Genomic DNA, 17,850 nt, shown 5'->3' with positions numbered 1-17,850 from the left:
CTCTACCAGGCCCGCCGCATCCGCTTGCGCATCGGCCGGCCGTCGGGGTCGTACACGATCTTGTAGACCGGGGTCGCCCACAACCGTGCGATCGGACCGAGCTTCTCCGGGTGGTGGCGACGCAGCCGGCCGGGCGGGCGCTCGCCGACCTGCCCACCGGCGTACCAGCCGTCGAGCGCGTTCGCGGACGCCTCGAACGCCTCGATGGCCCGCGCCGGGTCGACGAGCGCGTCGTCGTCGGTGCTGTCGAGGTGCTCGCTCATCAGGCGCAGCCGCAGGTTGCGGGCGTACACGCGGGCGCCGTCGCCGGTGCCGGCCGGGTCGGCCGGTGCCCGCTCGTCGCGGGTCCCGTCGAGCACCGCGCACGCCAGCTCGCTGTCGTGGGTCCACGACCGGCGGTTGAGGTTGTCGCTGCCGATGCTGGCCCACACGTCGTCGACGACGCAGACCTTGGCGTGCACGTAGACCGGTGTTCCCTCGTGGTTCTCGATGTCGAAGACGTGCACCCGCTCGCCGCCGGCCCGCTTGCAGACCTCCAGCGCCTGCGCGCGTCCGATCTGGTTCGGTGCCATCGCCAGGGCCCCGTCGACGTCGGGGTGTCGCGGCACCACCACGACCAGGTGCAGGTCGGGGTTCCGCTTGAGGGCCCGGGCGAACAACCGGGCGACGTCGGTGGACCACATGTACTGGTCCTCCAGGTAGATGAGCCGGCGGGCGCGCTTGATGGCCTTGGAGTACCCACGCGCGATCGACCGCTCACCGTCGGGGGCGAACGGGTAGTGTGGCCGGGTCGCCGGGTAGGTGCGCAGCACCTGCACCGCGTGCGGGCCGACCGGTTCGGGGTCGGGTGGCTGCGGCGGCAGCGGACCGGGGTTCAGGTTCGCCTTGCGCACCTTGTCGACCAGCCAGGCGACCGGGCGGCGGCTCGCCGGGTTCGTCGGGTCGTTCCAGCGCTCGCGGAACGACGTGTCGAGCGAGCCGACCGCGGGTCCCCTGATCTCGACCTGCACGTCGTGCCACGGCGGATGCTCGCCGTACTTCTCCGACATCGGCACGGCCTGCCGGTCGCCCAGGTGCTCCGACGTGTCGCGCCGGCTGTAGCACAGGTCGATGCCGCCGGCGAACGCGACGTCACGCTGCGGGTTGTCGGGGTGACGCAGGACGACCAGCTTCTGGTGGTGCGACCCGCCCCGCCGCACCCGCTGGTCGAGCAGCACCTCGCCGCCGACCTCCTCCAGCTTCTCGCTGACCTCGCGGTTCTCCTCCTGGCTGAACTGGCCGATGTCGAGGTGCGAGCGCCAGAGCATGCCGCGCACCACCACCCCGCGCTTGGCCGCCGCCCGGAACAGCTCCACCATCGTGGGACCGTCGTCGCGCATCAGCTGGTCGGGGTCGCCCCGCCAGTCGGTGAAGAACAGGTGGTCACCCGGCCCGAGGGCCTCGATCTCGTCGACCAGCCGGCTGAAGTAGTCGGCACCGTCGACGATCGGGGTGGCCAGGCTGCCCTCGCACCACGGCGGCAGCGAGGTACGACGGTTGCCCCGCTGCTGCGGCGTCAGAAACCAGTCCTCGATCTGCACCGATGTGGGTTTCCCGTCTGTGCGCCCCGGCGAAACAATCCCCGGATCATCGCGCGCCGGAGCGGTTCTCCGCTATCCCGCAGGAGGTGCGGAGAGTCACGGTGTGGCCCGTTGCCGCAGTTCCCGTCCCGCGGCCACCCGCACGTCCTCGTCGGGGTCGTCGGCGGCCCGGCTGGCCAGCCAGGCGTCCACGGACGGGTCGACGGCGACGACCGCCCTGATCGCGGCCCTCCGCACGTCCGGGTCGGGGTCCTCGACCGCGCACCGCTTCAGGACGGTGACTGTCCGCTCACCCACGGGCCTACGGTCGGCCAGCGACCGCACCGCCGCCTCCCGGACGGCGGGCGCGGGGTCGTGGTGTGCACGGTCCGCGAGCAGTTCGCCGACGGTCGCGTCGTCGGGAAGCTCCGCCGCCAGCGCGGTGACGGCCGCCCTGCGGACCTCCGGGTCGGTGCTGGCCGTCTCGGTCCGCCGGTCCGCGCTGTGCGCCGGCACCGTGCCGCGGCGGCGTCGCCACGCCGTGACCAGCCAGGTGGTGGCGCCGAGACCGGCCATCGCGGCGAGCACCTGCAGGACCCAGTCGACGGTGTCCTTCGCGGTGCGGCCCACCGACCGGATCCGGTTGCCGATCGTCTGCTCGACGACCAGCGGGATCCGGAGGTAGGTGGTGGGCAGCAGGGCGGTCGCGGCGTCGGGACGCAGCGTCGTCACGCCCAGCGTGAGGGAGAACTCGCCGGTCGCCGTCGGGGTGACGTGCCACTCCCAGGAGGCGCGGTCGGCCGGGTCGATCACCGGCTGTGTCCGCACCCCGACCGGGTCGATGCCGACCGCGTCGGGGGCGTTCGAGGTCAGCTCGGCGCCGATGTGCGAGCCGACCTTCACCCGGCCCTGCTGGGTGTCACCGGGCGTACCCACCGCCGACGGCGCCGGTTCCGGCGATGCCGCGCACGACGCCGCCGGGCCGCACACCTCCAGCCGCACCGGGAACGGGTCGGAGACCCTGACCCGCCGCAGCGCGGTGACCGACATGGTGCCATCGAGCAGGTAGAGCCGGTCGTTCGCCAGCGCGACCTGGAACGCGCCCTGCCCGCCGGTCGGGGTCGGTGCGGCCGTACCGATCCCGCCTCCGCTCGTGGGGTCGCTGCCCCGGTTGGTGCAGAACGCCACCAACGCCAGCACCACGAAGACCGCGGCGGCCGCGGCGCCGAGCACGACGGGCCTGCGGGCGGCAGTCATCCGCACCGCACGCATCGGGGCCCCTCCCGTTCCGCAGCGAAACGAAGGCCCTCACCCTACGCAGCCGGCACAACACCGATGTCGATCTGTCCGGTCCCGGACCGGCTCAGGTCCCGCGGGACAGCACGAAGTTGACGCAGTCGCCGGCCACCGGGATCCCGGCGATCTCCGTCGGGAACGGGATCCGCCCGGTCACCGCGCCGGAACCGGTCGTGATGGCGAAGCCGGTGCCGGTCACGCAGATCCAGGAGGAGGCGTCGATCCGGAAGGCGCGCACGGTCGACCCGCACGGGTCGTCCCGCGTCGCCGACGGTCGGCCGACGGCTCCGCCGCGGATCGTCACCTCGGCGCGCTGTGACCCGGTGTAGACGCGGATGTGCCCGCCGTCCTCGAGCCACTTGAGCATGCAGCCGTCGGGGCAGTTCACCGTGTCGCTGGCCGTCTCGGTGGCGACGGCGACCTCGGCGACCCGCACCTTCACGCCCTCGGGCGAGAACGTGGCGAACGCGAGCCGCGTGCTGTCCGGCGACCACACCGGTCGGACCCCGGTGACGATGGCGTTGCGCTCGTACACGACCCGCTTGTCGGCGACGGTGGTGACGATGATCGCGGTCTGGCCCACGACCGCCAGGTAGCGGCCGTCCGGCGAGGGCAGCGCGGTGGCGGAGGTGCCCGCCCTGCGGTACCGGCCGGCGGCGTCGTCGTAGACGATCATCGTGTCGTTGGCGTTCGGCGCCGCCCGGATCATCCATCCGCCGGCCACCAGGATCGGCGGGGTGCGCGGCTCCTCGGACTCCTCCGGGTCCCCCGATTCGGTCGGCTCGGCGCTGAGGGTCGCCGAGGGCGCGGTCGACGGCACCGTGGACGGCACGGGGTCGGCGGGCGGCACGTCCCGGTCCGCCCGGCCGATCCTGACGGCGGCCGCGACACCCGCGACGAGCATGACCGCGACGACCACGGCCGATACCGCGGAGACCGCGCGGACGGTGCGGATCCGGTCGGCGCGCCGCAGCGCCGGCCCGCCGAGGTCGACGGGCCGGCCCTCCGACGCGAGGTCGTGCACGGATTCCCGGAGCAGCCGCTCGAAGTCCGTGGTCATCGGGCCACCCCCTCGGTGTTGCCGAGCGCGGCGCGCAGCTTCGCGAGCGCGCGGGACGCCTGGCTGCCGACGGTGCCTGTGCTGCAGCCGAGGATGTCGGCGACCTCCTGTTCGCTGCGGTCCTCGAGGAACCGCAGAATGATCACCGCGCGTTGGCGGGGTGGCAGCGTGAGCAGCACGGTGCGCAGCAGCACCCGGTCGAGCGCGGCGCCCGTGTGGTCGTGCCCCCGCGGGTCGGGCGGGTCGGCGGTGGACACCTCATTGCGCTTCCACATGCGTCGCCAGATCGACACGTGCTCCCGGTAGATGATCCGCCGGGCGTACGCCTCCGGGTCGGACGAGACGCGGGTCCAGGCCAGGGCGAGCTTGGCGAGGGCCGTCTGCAGCAGGTCCTCGGCGGCGTGCTGGTTGCCGGTGAGCGCGTACGCCGTGCGGAACAGGGCGTGCGTCCGGCCGGCGACGAACGCCGTGAACTCGACCTCGGTCGTGCGGTCCACATCCACCTCCATCGCGATAGAAGCGGTGGGAGCCCGACCACCTTGCATGTCAGTCGGCGTCGAGGCCTCTCTCGATGGCGAACCTCGCCAGCTCGACGCGGTTGTGGAGCTGCAGCTTGCCGAGCGTGTTCTGGACGTGGTTCTGCACCGTGCGGTGCGACAGCACCAGCCGCTCGGCGATCTGCTTGTACGACATGCCCTTCGCCACGAGCCGGAGCACCTCGGTCTCGCGCGGGGTCAGCTCCGGGGCGTCGGGGTCGGCGGGGGTGGTGGCCAGCCGCCGGTACTCGCCGAGCACCAGGCCGGCGAGGCCCGGGGTGAACACGGCGTCGCCCTGTGCGGTGCGCTTCACCGCGTCGAGGAAGTCCTGCTGCCCGGCGGACTTCAGCAGGTACCCCGCCGCGCCGGCCTTCACCGCGTCGAGCACGTCCTGCTGCTCGCCGCTCGCCGAGAGCATGAGGATCCGCGCGTCGGGGTGCGCGCCGCGGATGCCGCGGATCACCTCGTCGCCGCGCAGGTCGGGCAGCTGCAGGTCGAGCACCACCACGTCGGGACGGGTCGCGGCGGCCAGGCGCACGGCCTGCGCACCCTCGCCGAGGCAGGCGACCACGTCGTACCCGGCCTCCGCGAGGTCGCGGGCCACCCCGTCGCGCCACATCGGGTGGTCGTCGACGACCATCACCCGTACTGCGTTCATGCCCTCACCGTACTGGCACGCGCATCTCGACCTCCGTGCCCTGGCCGGGCGCGGAGAAGATCACCACCTCGCCGCCGATCTCGGTGATGCGGCCCTTGATCGACTGGCTGACGCCGAGCCGGCCCTCGGTCTCGGCGGTGTCGAGCCGGCCGGCGGGGATGCCCGGGCCGTCGTCGCGCACGGTCACGGTCACGGTGCCGGGCTCGCTCTCCACCAGGACCCACGCGTGCGGTGCCCCGCCCGCGTGCCGGCGGACGTTGTCGAGGGCCGCGGCCACCGCGCCCGTCACGGCCTCGGCGGTGTTCTCGGGGACCGGCACAGCGCCGGCCGGCGCGGCCAGTGTGACGTCGGGACCGGCGTGCGCCTCCAGCCGCGCCACGAGGTTGACCTCCGCGGTGCCGGCCCGCCTGCTCCTGGTCTCGCTGATGAGCGCACGCAGCGCGGCCTCCTGCGCGCCGGCCATCCGACCCAGCTCGGCGGCCTCGCCGCCGAGCTCGGCGCCGCGGCGCTGCACCATCGCGAGCACCTGCAGCACGGAGTCGTGGATGTCGCGGGCGAGCCGGGCCCGTTCCCGGGCCGCGGCCTCCAGCCGCACCGCCCGCTGCAGCTTGTCCTCGGCCTCGGTGGCCAGCCGCACCACGTACCCGACGCTGGCCGCCGCCAGGATCATGATCACCGCGCCGGTGACTGTGCTGAGCCCGGTCTCCTGCCGCACATAGATGTCGGAGGCGCCGAGAATCACCGCGGCGATCAGCCCGAGGCGCCGGCCGCCGTACAGGGCCCAGGCCAGTACCGGTCCGCCGTGCCAGGTCACCGGGACGATCGAGAAGCCCTCCCGGAACTGCGCGCCGCCCACGATCCACCGGCTGGCCAGCACGAACGTCAGCGCGACCAGCAGGTCGGCGACCAGCACCGGCCACCGGTTGGAGCCGCGGCGGGCGTACAGGTACGTGGCGGCGAACGTCCAGGTCACCATGCCGGCGAGCACCACCCAGCCGCCGACCGGGTGCTCGTAGTCGTGGGCGCGGTAGATCACCAGCCCGCCGGCGTAGGCGAGCGCCGCGAACCGGAACACGGCGAGCGCCCGCCACATGGGGATCCTGAACGCCGTGCCGGTTGCCATGACCGCGAACTTAGTACGGTGACGCCCTATGGCCGCCCTCCTTAACCATGCCGCCGACCTCGCCGACACCCTGCTGTTCCCGGCGGCCCTCGACGTCGACCGCGCCGACCGGGTGCCCGCCGCCCACTTCGACGCGCTCGCCCGGGCCGGCCTGTACCGGCTGCCCGACGAGCTCCCGGCCGCCGCCGCCATCGCGGAGACCCTGGCCGGCGGCTGCCTGGCGACCACGTTCGTCTGGTTGCAGCACCACGGCCCGGCGGCCATCGCCGCCGCCCGGGGCCACCCGCTCGCGCCGCTGCTGGCCGACGGCGTGACGAAGGCGGGCATCGCGCTGTCGTCGGTGCGCGGGCCGGCGCCGGTGCGGGTCCGGCCGGCCGACGGCGGGTACCGTCTCGACGGCCCGGTCGACTGGGTCACCGGCTGGGACCTGGTGGGACGTCGTCCAGGTAGCCGCGCTGGACGACGCCGACGTCGTCCACTACCTGCTCGTCGACACCCAGGCCGGCCCGACGGTCTCCGCCAACCTGGTCGACGTGGTGACCACCCGGGCCAGCCGCACCGCGACGGTGACGTTCACCGGTCACCCCGTGCCAGCCGACCGCCTCCTCACGACGGTGCCGCTGGCCGAGTGGACCAACCGGGAGGCCGCCGGATCCCTGCTCAACGGCTTCCTGTCGATCGGGGTGGCCGCCCGCTGCTGCCGTCTCCTCGGCCCGACCCCGCTCGACGCGGAGCTGGACCACTGCCGCCAGGCCCTCCTTGACGCCGACGGCGTCGAGGCCACCGCGACCGCCCGGGCGGCGGCCTCGGAACTGGTGCTCCGGGCGGCGGCCACGCTCGTGGTGCAGACGGGCAGCCGCTCGGTGCGCCTGGACAACCACGCCCAGCGGCTGGCCCGCGAGGCGATCTTCCTACAGACGTTCGGCTCCCGCCCCACGATCCGGGCCGCCCTCCTGAACCGCCTGACCACCCCTCCCTCACCCGCGATCTTGGACGCCGCTGCCCGCCATGGCGTGTCTGAACGTCCAAGATCGCGGGGAGGGGGCTGAGTCCTGCATGGACGACGCTCTATCCGGTGTGGTGCTCGCGTGGCAGAGCGCACCGGATCGACCACCGTTTGTCGCGAACCGGGGCGGAGCCGGCCGCCGCGTGTCGGTGTCGGTGCCAGCCTGGTGGTGCACTACGGTCGAACCGATGTTCGAGTGGTGGGAGGGGCGGGCGTGCGGGTGCTCGGCGTCGATCCCGGGTTGACGCGGTGTGGCGTCGGCGTGGTCGAGGGGCGGCCGGGGCGGCCCGGCGACCTCGTCTTCGTCGGCGTGGTGCAGACCGACCCGGGCGCCGACCTGTCGCAGCGGCTGCTGCACCTCGACCGGGAGCTGACCCGGCTCATCGCCGACCACCGCCCCGAGCAGATCGCCGTCGAGCGGGTGTTCAGCCAGCACAACGTGCGCACGGTGATGGGCACGGCGCAGGCCGGGGCGGTGGCGCTGCTGGCGGCGGCGCGGGCCGGGCTGCCCGTCGCCATGTACACGCCCAGCGAGGTGAAGGCCGCCGTCACCGGCTCGGGGCAGGCCGGCAAGGAGCAGGTCACCACCATGGTCACCCGGCTGCTGCGGCTCACCGAGCGACCGAAACCGGCCGACGCCGCCGACGCGCTCGCGTTGGCGATCTGCCACACCTGGCGGGGCGCGGTGAAGAACAAGCTGGCCGAGGCGGCCGCAGCAGCGAAGAAGGGCAGCTACCGATGATCGCCAGCGTCCGGGGCAAGGTGACCACGATCGGACCCGACGGCGTCGTCGTCGAGGTCGGTGGGGTCGGGCTCGCCATCAGCTGCGCGCCGAGCACGATCGCCGGGCTGCGGGTCGGCGAGGAGGCCCGGCTCGCCACCAGTCTCATCGTGCGCGAGGACTCGCTGACCCTCTACGGCTTCGCCAACGACGACGCCCGCCACCTCTTCGAACTGCTGCAGACCGCCAGCGGCGTCGGCCCCCGCATCGCGCAGGCCGCGCTCGCGATCCACAACCCCGACGTGCTGCGCCGCGCGATCGCCACCGCCGACGTCGCCACCCTCACCCGGGTGCCGGGCATCGGCAAGAAGGGCGCCGAGAAGCTGGTGCTCGAACTGCGCGACCGCATCGGACCCATCGGCGGCGACGTGCCCGCGGTCGCGTCGCCGATCGCGGCCGCCTGGTCGGTGCAGGTCCGCGAGGGGTTGATCGGGCTCGGGTGGACGCCCGCGCAGGCGGAACAGGCGGTCGCGACCGTCGCGGAGACCGTCGGTGACGAGCCGCCGCCGGTGCCCGTGCTGCTCAAGCAGGCCATCCGCCTGCTCGGGACGACCAGGTGAGCAACGAGACGTCGGCCGTCGCGGCACCCGAGGACCGGGACGCCGAGGCGACCGTCCGGCCGAAGCGGCTGGCCGAGTTCGTGGGCCAGCAGCGGGTGCGCGAGCAGCTCGAGGTCCTGCTGCACAGCGCGCTGCGCCGCGGGTCCCCGCCCGACCACATCCTGCTCAGCGGCTCGCCCGGGCTGGGCAAGACCACGCTGTCGATGATCGTCGCGACCGAGCTGGGCAGCGGGCTGCGGCTCACCAGCGGGCCGGCGATCGAGCGGGCCGGCGACCTCGCCGCGGTGCTCACCAGCCTGTCCGCCGGCGACGTCCTGTTCATCGACGAGATCCACCGCATCGCCCGGCCGGCCGAGGAGCTGCTCTACAGCGCGATGGAGGACTTCCGCGTCGACGTGGTGGTGGGCAAGGGACCGGGTGCCACCGCCATCCCGCTCGACGTGGAGCCGTTCACGCTGGTCGGCGCCACCACCCGGGCCGGGCTGCTCACCGGGCCGATGCGCGACCGGTTCGGCTTCGTCGGTCACCTCGACTTCTACGAGCCCGACGAGCTGGAACGCGTGCTCAGCCGGTCAGCCCAGATCCTGAACATCGCGATCACGCCCGACGGCGCCGCGGAGATCGCCTCGCGATCACGCGGCACGCCACGCATCGCGAACCGCCTGCTGCGCCGGGTGCGCGACTACGCCGAGGTGCGCGGCGCCGGTGTCGTCGATCTGCCCGCCGCCCGCGCCGCGTTGAAGGTCTACGACGTCGACCCGCTGGGCCTCGACCGGCTCGACCGGGCCGTGCTCCGGGCGCTGGTGGAGAACTTCGGTGGGGGACCGGTGGGGCTGTCGACGCTGGCCATCGCCGTGGGCGAGCAGCCCGACACCGTCGCCGAGGTGTGCGAGCCGTTCCTGCTGCGGGCCGGGCTGCTGGCCCGCACGCCGCGCGGCCGGGTCGCCACCGCGAACGCGTGGCGGCACCTCGGACGCACTCCTCCACCGCAGATAGCGACGCCGGTCACACAGGCCCCGGAGGGTTTGTTTAATCTGGACCCCTAGTGTCGCGGTTGGTCCCGGGGGAGGGCACAGGCGCGGCCGGTGATGCATGCGTGACGAAGCCGTGATAACGGCACAGAGGTCATGCGGAGTTTCACCGACTAGACTCGCCGCGGTTCGCGTGGCGAACCGGTTACCGCCCGGACACACCCGTCCGGTCAAGGGAAGGCAAGGCCAAGTGTTGTTCGCTGCGGAAAGCCAGGGCGGTGGCGGAAGCTTCGCTCCCACGCTGCTGATGATGGTGCTCCTCTTCGGTGCGATGTACTTCCTGTTCATCCGCCCGAACAAGAAGCGTCGCCAGCAGGTCGAGGAGATGCAGAGGTCCATCGGCCCCGGCGACGAGGTCCTGACCATCGGCGGCCTCTACGGCTTCGTGTCGGAGATCGACGACGAGAAGGTCGTCCTCGAGGTCTCGCCGGGCGTGTTCAACACGTATTCTCGGGCGTCGATCAGTCGCGTGGTGACCGCCGCGACCGTCGACGACGAGGAGGAGGTCGACGAGGACCTCGCCTCCGAGCCCGAAGCGCACCCGGCTCCGGATCTGGAGAAGAAGCCGGACCTCACCGCCAAGAAGGTCATCGACCAGGACTGACGCGCCGGCACCGCCGCCCGCGCCGTCCCTTCTGTCATCCAGGGGAGACCGAACCACCGTGGCCGCACCATCAGGGCAGATCAAGCCCTCGCGATACTTCGTGGCTCTGGCGTTGATCATCATCGCCCTTTACGGGCTGGTGTTCCTGACCGGCGACAAGAAGCCCCATCCGAAACTCGGGCTCGACCTGCAGGGCGGCACCAGCATGACGCTGTCGGCCCGCACGCCCGGGGGAGGTGCGCCCAACAGCGAGCAGATGGAGCAGGCCCGGCAGATCATCGCCGAGCGGGTCGACCTGAGCGGTGTGTCCGAGCCCAGCGTCACCATCGACGGCGACCGCAACATCGTCGTCCAGGTGGCCGGCCAGACCGACCCCAACGAGCTGCGCAAGCTCGTGCAGCCGGCCCAGCTCCGCTTCCGCAAGGTGCTCTCCTCCACCGCCGACCAGAGCGGCGAGGACCCCGAGGCCACGGCGTCGGCCAGCGCCTCGGCGAGCCCCAGCGGCTCGGCCAGCGCGTCGGCGAGCCCGAGCGCGTCGGCCAGCGGGTCCCCGAGCGCGTCGGCCAGCGGCAGCGCCTCCGGCGCGGCGAGCGGGTCGCCCAGCGGGTCGCCCAGCGCCAGCTCGACGATCGACCCGGAGACCATCAAGCTGCGCGAACAGGTCGTCGCCAAGCTCGGTGACGTGCTGCAGATCGCCCAGCAGGTGCAGGACCCCAGCCAGGTCACCGGCGAGACCGCCGCGATCTTCGAGCCGTTCACGACCCTCACCGGCGAAGAGGTGTCGGTCCTCCCGGCGCAGATGCAGTACAACATCCCGCAGATCAGCTGCCAGAAGCTGAACCAGCGGCCGCCGGGCTCGATCGTCAAGCCCGAGGAGGAGGTCGTCGCCTGCGGCGAGGAGAACGGCGCCCCCACGAAGTTCCTGCTCGACAAGGCCGCCGTGCTCGGTGACGACGTCGACGACGCCACCTTCGGCACCGACCCCACCAACGGCTGGGTCGTGTCGCTGTCCTTCGACGGCGACGGCCAGAACAAGTGGACCAAGCTCACCAGCGACGTCTACGCCGGCGGCAGCGCTCCCGAGGAGCAGCGCCGGGTCGCGATCGTGCTCGACAACCGCGTCGTGTCGGCGCCCACCATCCAGGGCGTCATCGCCGGCGACGCGCAGATCTACGGCGGCTTCACCAAGGAGGACGTCGACACGCTCTCCCGCCAGCTGAAGTACGGCTCGCTGCCGCTGAGCTTCAAGATCGAGTCGGTCGACACGGTCAGCGCCACGCTCGGCCTCGCCGCCCTGGAGGGCGGCCTGATCGCCGGCGCGATCGGTGTCGCGCTCGTCGTGCTGTACTGCCTGCTCTACTACCGGGCGCTCGGCCTGGTGGTCGTGCTGAGCCTGGTCGTCTCCGGCGCCATGATCTTCGCGTCGCTGGTGCTGCTCGGGCGCAACTTCGGGTACGCCCTGACCCTCGCCGGCGTCGCCGGGTTCATCGTCGCGATCGGTATCACGGCCGACTCCTTCGTCGTGTTCTTCGAACGACTGAAAGACGAGGTGCGCGACGGCCGCACGGTGCGCAGCGCCGTGCCACGGGCCTGGTCGAGGGCCAGACGCACGATCCTCTCGGCCGACACGGTCCTGATGCTCGCCGCGGCCGTGCTGTACCTGCTCGCCGTGGGTGGCGTGAAGGGCTTCGCGTTCACGCTGGGCCTGTCGACGATCATCGACGTGCTGGTCGTGTTCCTCTTCACCCATCCACTGGTCGCACTGATGTCGCGGGCGAACGCGTTCACCTCGCCGCGCTTCTCCGGCCTGGGCAACATGCGTTCGGACCGGGCCGCCTCCGAGACGGCCACCACCACCGGCCGGCGCGGCGCGCTGCGCACGAAGGAGTCCTGAGCCATGGGTGTTCTGCGCCGCCTCTACCGGGGCGAGACGAACTACAACTTCATCGGGCACCGCAAGTGGTGGTACATCGCGTCGGCCGTGCTGATCCTGGTGTGCGTCGGCAGCATGGTGTTCCGCGGCTTCCACTGGGGCGTCGAGTTCGCCGGTGGCACGCAGTTCATCGCGCCCGTCCAGCCGGGGGTGTCGGTCGAGGACGTCCGCGCCAAGATCGAGGACGCGGGCGTCACGGTCACGTCCGTGCAGACGGTCGGCCAGAACGCCAACTTCCTCATCCGCACGCCGAACCTCGACGAGGAGCAGCGGGAAGCGGCGGTCAACGCGATCATCGACGCCGCCAACGTCACCGAGAGCCAGATCGCGATCAGCGACGTCAGCTCGTCGTGGGGCCGGGCGGTCAGTGAACGGGCGCTGCTCGGTCTTGCCGTGTTCCTGGTGCTCGTCGCCGCGTACCTGTGGATCCGGTTCGAACGGGCCATGGCGATCGCGGCCATCGGCGCGCTCATCCACGACCTCGTGCTCACCGCCGGCATCTACTCGCTGATCGGGTTCGAGGTCAGTCCGGCCACGGTGATCGGTCTGCTGACGATCCTCGGCTTCTCCCTGTACGACACCGTCGTCGTGTTCGACAAGGTGCAGGAGAACACCCGCGGCCTGCTCGGCTCCACGCGGTACACGTACCCGGAGGCGGCGAACCTCGCGGTCAACCAGACGCTGATGCGTTCGATCAACACGTCGTTGATCGCGCTGCTGCCGGTCGCGGGTCTGCTGTTCGTCGGCGCCGGCCTGCTCGGCGTCGGCACGCTGAAGGACCTGGCGCTGGTGCTGTTCGTGGGCCTGGCGACCGGTGCGTACTCGTCGATGTTCCTGGCCACGCCGTGGCTGGTCGACATCAAGATGCTCGACACCCGCTACAAGCTGCACGCGCAGCGGGTCGCGGCCCGGCGGGCCGGCATCGACCCCCGCGAGGCGCGCAAGGCCGCCGCGAAGAAGGGCGCCCCCAGCCTCAAGAAGCCGGCCCGCGAGGTCGACGAGGACCTCGACGAGGTCGACGAGGTCGACGACGAGGCCCCGCCCGCCAAGAAGGCCACCAAGGCGATGGCCGGCTCCGGCTCCGGCGCCCGTTCGGGCTCCGGCGGTGGCGGTTCGCGGCCGGGTGGCGGCGCGAGCCGGCAGACGCCGCGCAAGCGCCAGAGCGGCAAGCGCCGGTAAGGGCAGGCGAACACGTGACCGTACGGGGCGACAGCGGCGAGGCGACCGCCGAGCTGGTGGCGAGCAGGGTCCTCGACGTTCCGGACTTTCCCAAGCCCGGAATCATGTTCAAGGATCTGATGCCGCTGTTCGCCGACGGCGAGGCGTTCCGCGCGACCATCGACGCCATCGTCAGCCGCCATCAGGGACGGTTCGACGTGGTGGCGGGCATCGAGGCCCGCGGGTTCGTGATCGCGGCGGCGGTCGCCTACGCCGCCGGGGTGGGGGTGGTGCCCGTCCGTAAGGCGGGCAAGCTCCCCCGCAAGGTGCTGGCGGCGACGTACGCGCTGGAGTACGGCGAGGCGACCCTGGAGCTGCACGCCGACGCCTTCACGGCCGGCCAGCGCGTCCTGGTGGTCGACGACGTGCTCGCCACCGGGGGCACGGCCGCCGCGACGCTCGGCCTCATCGAGCGGGCCGGCGGCACGGTGACCGGGTTCAGCGTGCTCATGGAGCTGGAGTTCCTCGGTGCCCGGGCCAAGCTGGCACCCCGCGAGGTGCACGCCCTCCTGGTAGTCGCCTGACCCGGTCCCGATCACGGCCCCGACCACGGTCCTGATCACCGGCCCCGACCACCGGTCCCGACCGCCGGAAGGTTCACGGGAGCCTCATATCCGATACCCCCGGCTGAGCGGCTATTGCGGCTGCCAGGGACGGGTACGATGGCGTCTCGGGTCCGGGTTACCGGTCCGAGTCGAGGGGGCGGAGACGGCGTGGCTGAGGAGGAGCGGTCGGTGTCCGGCGACAACGCGCCTCCCGCGGGGGGTTCGGGCGCGGCGGTGGCTTCGGAAACCGCCGGGGCGACGAACGGGTCGAACGGGTCGAACGGTGGCGGGTCGGCCGAGAACGGCGCGAAGATCCTGCCGTTCCCGGGCGGCGACGGGTCCGACGGCACGGCACAGGTCCAGGCGCCGACGTCCGGCGCGCCGAACGGCGACCCGGGGTCCGGCTCGTTCGGGCTGCTCGGCACGCCCACCGGGCGGCGGGTGCGGGCCCGGCTGGCCCGGTTCAACGCGCCGTGGCAGAGCCAGCAGGTCAGCTCGGTGCTCGAGCCGCTGATCTCCCAGCACCGCAACTCGCACCCCAAGGGCGACCTGCGGCTGCTGCAGCGGGCCTACGACAAGGCCAACGAGCTGCACGACGGGCAGTACCGGCGCTCCGGCGACCCGTACATCACGCACCCGCTGGCCGTCGCCACGATCCTGGCGAACCTCGGCATGGACTCCACCACGCTGGCCGCGGCCCTGCTGCACGACACCGTGGAGGACTGCGGGTACCCGCTGGAGTCGGTGCGCTCGGAGTTCGGCGGCGAGGTCGCGCTGCTGGTCGACGGCGTCACGAAGCTCGACAAGGTCAAGCTGGGCGACGCCGCGAAGGCCGAGACGATCCGCAAGATGGTCGTCGCCATGGCCAAGGACCCGCGGGTGCTGGTGATCAAGCTGGCCGACCGGCTGCACAACATGCGCACCCTCACCTTCCTGCCCCGCGAGAAGCAGGAGCAGAAGGCCAAGGAGACGCTGGAGATCCTGGCCCCGCTCGCGCACCGCCTCGGCATGAACACGATCAAGTGGGAGCTCGAGGACCTCTCCTTCGGCACGCTGTTCCCGAAGCGGTACGAGGAGATCCACCGCCTGATCAACGAGCACGCGCCCCAGCGCGAGGCGCTGCTGCGGCAGGTCACCCAGAAGGTCGGCAACGACCTGCGTACCGCCAAGATCAAGGCGGAGGTCTCCGGGCGGCCGAAGCACCTGTACTCCGTCTACCAGAAGATGATCGTGCGCGGACGGGAGTTCGCCGACATCTACGACCTGGTGGGCGTGCGCATCCTGGTCGATAGCGTGCGTGACTGCTACGCGGCGCTCGGCGTGATCCACGCGAACTGGCAGCCCGTCCCGGGCCGGTTCAAGGACTACATCGCGATGCCGAAGTTCAACATGTACCAGTCGCTGCACACCACGGTGATCGGTCCGACCGGCAAGCCCGTGGAGATGCAGATCCGGTCGTACGCGATGCACCGCACGGCCGAGTACGGCATCGCGGCGCACTGGCGGTACAAGGAGACCAAGAACGCCACGATCGCCGGTCCGCCCGCGCACATCGACGAGATGACCTGGCTGCGCCAGCTGCTCGACTGGCAGCGGGAGGCGGCCGACCCGTCGGAGTTCCTCGACGCGCTGCGCTTCGACCTGTCCTCGCAGGAGGTCTACGTCTTCACGCCGAAGGGCGACGTGATCGCGTTGCCGTCGGGGTCGACGCCGGTCGACTTCGCGTACGCGGTGCACACCGAGGTCGGTCACAAGTGCATCGGCGCCAAGGTCAACGGCAAGCTGGTGCCGCTGGAGTCGACGCTGTCCAACGGCGACGTCATCGAGATCTTCACGTCGAAGAGCGATACCAGTGGACCCACGCAGGACTGGCTCGGGTTCGTCAAGAGCCCCCGCGCCCGCACCAAGATCCGGCAGCACTTCAACAAGGAGCGCCGCGAAGAGGCCATCGAGCTGGGCAAGGACTCCCTGCTCAAGGCGATGCGCAAGCAGGGTCTCCCGATGCAGCGCCTGCTCACGTCCGATGCCCTGAACGCCATCGCCCGCGACCTGCACCTCGCCGACGTGGCCGCGCTGTACGCGGCGATCGGCGAGGGCCAGGTGTCGGCGCAGTCGGTGGTGCAGCGGCTCGTCGCGGGCTACGGCGGCGACGAGGGGGTGGTCGAGGACGTCGCCGAGACGGCGATCCCGACCCGCCAGCCGCGGGTGCGCTCGTCGGCGAGTGACCCGGGTGTCGTCGTCCAGGGCGACTCCGACATCTACATCAAGCTGGCCCGCTGCTGCACGCCGGTGCCCAACGACGACATCTTCGGGTTCATCACCCGCTCCGGCGGCGTCAGCGTCCACCGTGACACGTGTGCCAACGCGGCCGACCTGAAGGCCCAGCCCGAGCGGCTGCTCGAGGTCTCCTGGAAGCCCACGTCGGCGTCGACGTTCCTGGTGTCGATCCAGGTCGAGGCGCTCGACCGGAACCGCCTGCTGGCCGACATCACCAAGGTCCTCTCCGAGGAAAAGGTCAACATCCTCTCAGCGACGGTGAGCACCACCCGCGACAGGGTTGCGGTGAGCCGTTTCAGCTTCGAGATGGCCGATCCCCAGCACCTGAAGCACCTCCTGGGCGCCGTACGCCGGGTGGACGGCGTCTACGACGCCTACCGCGTGACCTCCGGCAACTGACCCGGGCGCCACGCCCGTCGCCGGCCGTCGCCGTCCGCCGCGCGCCGTCCGCCGTCCGAGCCCCCGCCGATCTTGCAGTTGTGGCCCCCGAAATGGGCGACATAGCCGGAAATAGGTGCGGCCACAACTGCAAGATCGACGCGGATCGGGGCGCGGAGACCCCAGGAGCGCGGGGCCGGGAGCGCGGGCCCGGGGGCGCGGGGGCGTCGGGGGGCCGGGAGCGCGGGGCGCGGGGCCGGGAGCGCGGGGGGCGTCGGGGGGCCGGGAGCGCGGGGCGCGCGGGCGTCGGGGGGCGTTCGGTCGGGAGGGCGGTGGGATGCGGCGGAGGGGACGCCCGGGCCGGGCGTCCCCTCCGCCGAACGGGTCCTTATGCGGTGACGGGGCTGACCGTCACGGTCTGGAAGACGATCTCGGTCTTCGGACGGCCGCCGCCGGCCTGTTGGGCGTAGGCGCCGTCGTCGCCGCCTTCGGCGATCTTCTTTATGATGTCCATGCCCTTGGTGATCTTGCCGAACAGGGAGTACTGGGCCTGCAGCGGGCTGTCCTTGAACACGAAGAAGAACTGGCTGCCATTGGTGTCGGGACCGGCGTTCGCCATCGCGACCGCGCCCTCGGGGTAGGCCGGGCGCCGGTTGACCGGCAGGTTCTCGTCACCGAAGCGGTAGGTCGGGCCGCCGGTGCCGTCGCCGCCCGGGTCGCCGCACTGCAGGGCACCGATGTCGGCGACCAGGCGGTGGCACTTGGTGTTGTCGAAGAACTTCTTGCCGGCCAGGTACGCGAAGCTGCCCGCCGTACAGGGGGTCTTGGCCAGGTCCATCTCGATGGCGATCTCACCCAGGTTGGTGTTGATCGTCATGACCTGCTTGCCCGACCGGGGCACGTTCGCCTCCGGCTTGCCGACCTCCTTGACGCTCGCCGGCAGGGGCTCCTGCGACGCGGACGCGCTCGGGTCGACCAGGGGCTTGTACTCGCAGCTCGTCGGGCTCGCCGAGACCGAGCCGCTCGCGTCGGGAGCGACCGTCGGGTCGGCGTTCTCACCGTCGCCGCCGACGGCGATCGCGATCCACACGATCGCACCGACCAGCACCAGCGCGGCCGCACCGCCGGCGATGATGGTCTGGGTGCGGCGCCGCTGACGGGCGGCGTCGGCGCGCAGCGCCATCTCGCGTTCCAGCCGCGCCCGCGCGGCTGCCCGCCGGTCCCGGTCCCGGTTCGACGTCACGGTCGGTTCCCCCTGCACATTCCTTCTGGTGAATGGACACTA

General features: G+C 72.0%; 17 protein-coding genes. 9 read left to right on the top strand and 8 right to left on the bottom strand.

Annotation, left to right across the window (positions count from 1 at the left end):
• Positions 1-2: 2 nt before the first annotated feature.
• The 7 genes from Voc01_RS45775 to Voc01_RS45745 form a co-directional block, all read right to left on the bottom strand.
• Positions 3-1,580: a phospholipase D family protein gene (locus Voc01_RS45775; RefSeq protein ID WP_203934053.1), complete on the bottom strand. Its 1,578-nt coding sequence runs from the start codon at positions 1,578-1,580 to the stop codon at positions 3-5.
• 96 nt (positions 1,581-1,676) lie between these two features.
• Complete coding sequence (locus tag Voc01_RS45770) at positions 1,677-2,831, bottom strand: HEAT repeat domain-containing protein (RefSeq protein ID WP_203934052.1); 1,155 nt, start codon at positions 2,829-2,831, stop codon at positions 1,677-1,679.
• A gap of 91 nt (positions 2,832-2,922) precedes the next feature.
• Positions 2,923-3,915, bottom strand: a complete 993-nt coding sequence (locus Voc01_RS45765; RefSeq protein ID WP_203934051.1) for a TolB-like translocation protein — start codon at positions 3,913-3,915, stop codon at positions 2,923-2,925.
• The gene (locus tag Voc01_RS45760; RefSeq protein ID WP_373873953.1) at positions 3,912-4,412 is read right to left on the bottom strand and encodes a SigE family RNA polymerase sigma factor; all 501 of its coding nucleotides are present in this window, start codon (positions 4,410-4,412) and stop codon (positions 3,912-3,914) included. Before Voc01_RS45760 ends, Voc01_RS45765 begins: the two co-directional genes overlap by 4 nt.
• Positions 4,413-4,461: 49 nt before the next feature.
• On the bottom strand, positions 4,462-5,109 hold the full coding sequence (locus tag Voc01_RS45755) for a response regulator (protein WP_203934049.1): 648 nt from the start codon (positions 5,107-5,109) through the stop codon (positions 4,462-4,464).
• A gap of 4 nt (positions 5,110-5,113) precedes the next feature.
• On the bottom strand, positions 5,114-6,232 hold the full coding sequence (macS, locus tag Voc01_RS45750; protein WP_239160962.1) for a MacS family sensor histidine kinase: 1,119 nt from the start codon (positions 6,230-6,232) through the stop codon (positions 5,114-5,116).
• A 10-nt stretch (positions 6,233-6,242) separates the two neighbouring features.
• Entirely contained in the window at positions 6,243-6,482 is a 240-nt protein-coding gene (locus Voc01_RS45745; protein WP_203934048.1) for a hypothetical protein, read from the bottom strand.
• A 283-nt stretch (positions 6,483-6,765) separates the two neighbouring features.
• On the opposite strand from Voc01_RS45745, the gene Voc01_RS45740 reads away from it, so the two are divergent.
• From Voc01_RS45740 to Voc01_RS45700, 9 genes are all read left to right on the top strand, one after another.
• Positions 6,766-7,281, top strand: a complete 516-nt coding sequence (locus tag Voc01_RS45740; protein ID WP_203934047.1) for a hypothetical protein — start codon at positions 6,766-6,768, stop codon at positions 7,279-7,281.
• Positions 7,282-7,452: 171 nt separating this feature from the next.
• Entirely contained in the window at positions 7,453-7,980 is a 528-nt protein-coding gene (ruvC, locus tag Voc01_RS45735) for a crossover junction endodeoxyribonuclease RuvC (RefSeq protein WP_203934122.1), read from the top strand.
• Entirely contained in the window at positions 7,977-8,579 is a 603-nt protein-coding gene (ruvA, locus tag Voc01_RS45730; protein WP_203934046.1) for a Holliday junction branch migration protein RuvA, read from the top strand. The genes ruvC and ruvA overlap by 4 nt, the downstream gene beginning before the upstream one ends.
• Positions 8,576-9,625, top strand: coding sequence for a Holliday junction branch migration DNA helicase RuvB (ruvB, locus tag Voc01_RS45725; protein WP_203934045.1), 1,050 nt, complete (start codon positions 8,576-8,578; stop codon positions 9,623-9,625). Before ruvA ends, ruvB begins: the two co-directional genes overlap by 4 nt.
• A 175-nt stretch (positions 9,626-9,800) precedes the next feature.
• Positions 9,801-10,214 carry a preprotein translocase subunit YajC gene (gene yajC, locus Voc01_RS45720; protein ID WP_203934044.1) on the top strand — a complete coding sequence of 138 codons (414 nt, stop codon included), beginning with the start codon at positions 9,801-9,803 and terminating at the stop codon, positions 10,212-10,214.
• Between the two features lie 100 nt (positions 10,215-10,314).
• Positions 10,315-12,108 (top strand): protein translocase subunit SecD, encoded by a 1,794-nt coding sequence (gene secD, locus Voc01_RS45715; protein WP_203934043.1) that lies wholly within the window; start codon positions 10,315-10,317, stop codon positions 12,106-12,108.
• Positions 12,109-12,111: 3 nt separating this feature from the next.
• On the top strand, positions 12,112-13,326 hold the full coding sequence (gene secF / locus Voc01_RS45710; protein WP_203934042.1) for a protein translocase subunit SecF: 1,215 nt from the start codon (positions 12,112-12,114) through the stop codon (positions 13,324-13,326).
• Positions 13,327-13,340: 14 nt separating this feature from the next.
• Positions 13,341-13,889, top strand: a complete 549-nt coding sequence (locus Voc01_RS45705; protein WP_203934041.1) for an adenine phosphoribosyltransferase — start codon at positions 13,341-13,343, stop codon at positions 13,887-13,889.
• Between the two features lie 255 nt (positions 13,890-14,144).
• Entirely contained in the window at positions 14,145-16,586 is a 2,442-nt protein-coding gene (locus Voc01_RS45700; RefSeq protein ID WP_239160977.1) for a RelA/SpoT family protein, read from the top strand.
• A gap of 367 nt (positions 16,587-16,953) precedes the next feature.
• Here the strand turns inward: Voc01_RS45700 and Voc01_RS45695 are convergent, their stop codons facing one another.
• Positions 16,954-17,808, bottom strand: coding sequence for a peptidylprolyl isomerase (locus Voc01_RS45695; RefSeq protein WP_239160961.1), 855 nt, complete (start codon positions 17,806-17,808; stop codon positions 16,954-16,956).
• Positions 17,809-17,850 lie beyond the last annotated feature (42 nt).

It is taken from the genome of Virgisporangium ochraceum (genome assembly GCF_016863655.1).
Lineage (GTDB): Bacteria > Actinomycetota > Actinomycetes > Mycobacteriales > Micromonosporaceae > Virgisporangium > Virgisporangium ochraceum.
The sequence above is the reverse complement of the archived record's forward strand: the minus strand, read 5'-3'. Positions and strand labels throughout refer to the sequence as shown.

What these genes read in the sequence shown, in the direction of transcription:
- ruvA (WP_203934046.1), top strand. Translation starts at nt 7,977, where the DNA reads ATGATCGCCAGCGTCCGGGGCAAGGTGACCACGATCGGACCCGACGGC.
- Voc01_RS45770 (WP_203934052.1), bottom strand. Translation starts at nt 2,831, where the DNA reads ATGCGTGCGGTGCGGATGACTGCCGCCCGCAGGCCCGTCGTGCTCGGC.
- Voc01_RS45755 (WP_203934049.1), bottom strand. Translation starts at nt 5,109, where the DNA reads ATGAACGCAGTACGGGTGATGGTCGTCGACGACCACCCGATGTGGCGC.
- secF (WP_203934042.1), top strand. Translation starts at nt 12,112, where the DNA reads ATGGGTGTTCTGCGCCGCCTCTACCGGGGCGAGACGAACTACAACTTC.
- Voc01_RS45765 (WP_203934051.1), bottom strand. Translation starts at nt 3,915, where the DNA reads ATGACCACGGACTTCGAGCGGCTGCTCCGGGAATCCGTGCACGACCTC.
- macS (WP_239160962.1), bottom strand. Translation starts at nt 6,232, where the DNA reads ATGGCAACCGGCACGGCGTTCAGGATCCCCATGTGGCGGGCGCTCGCC.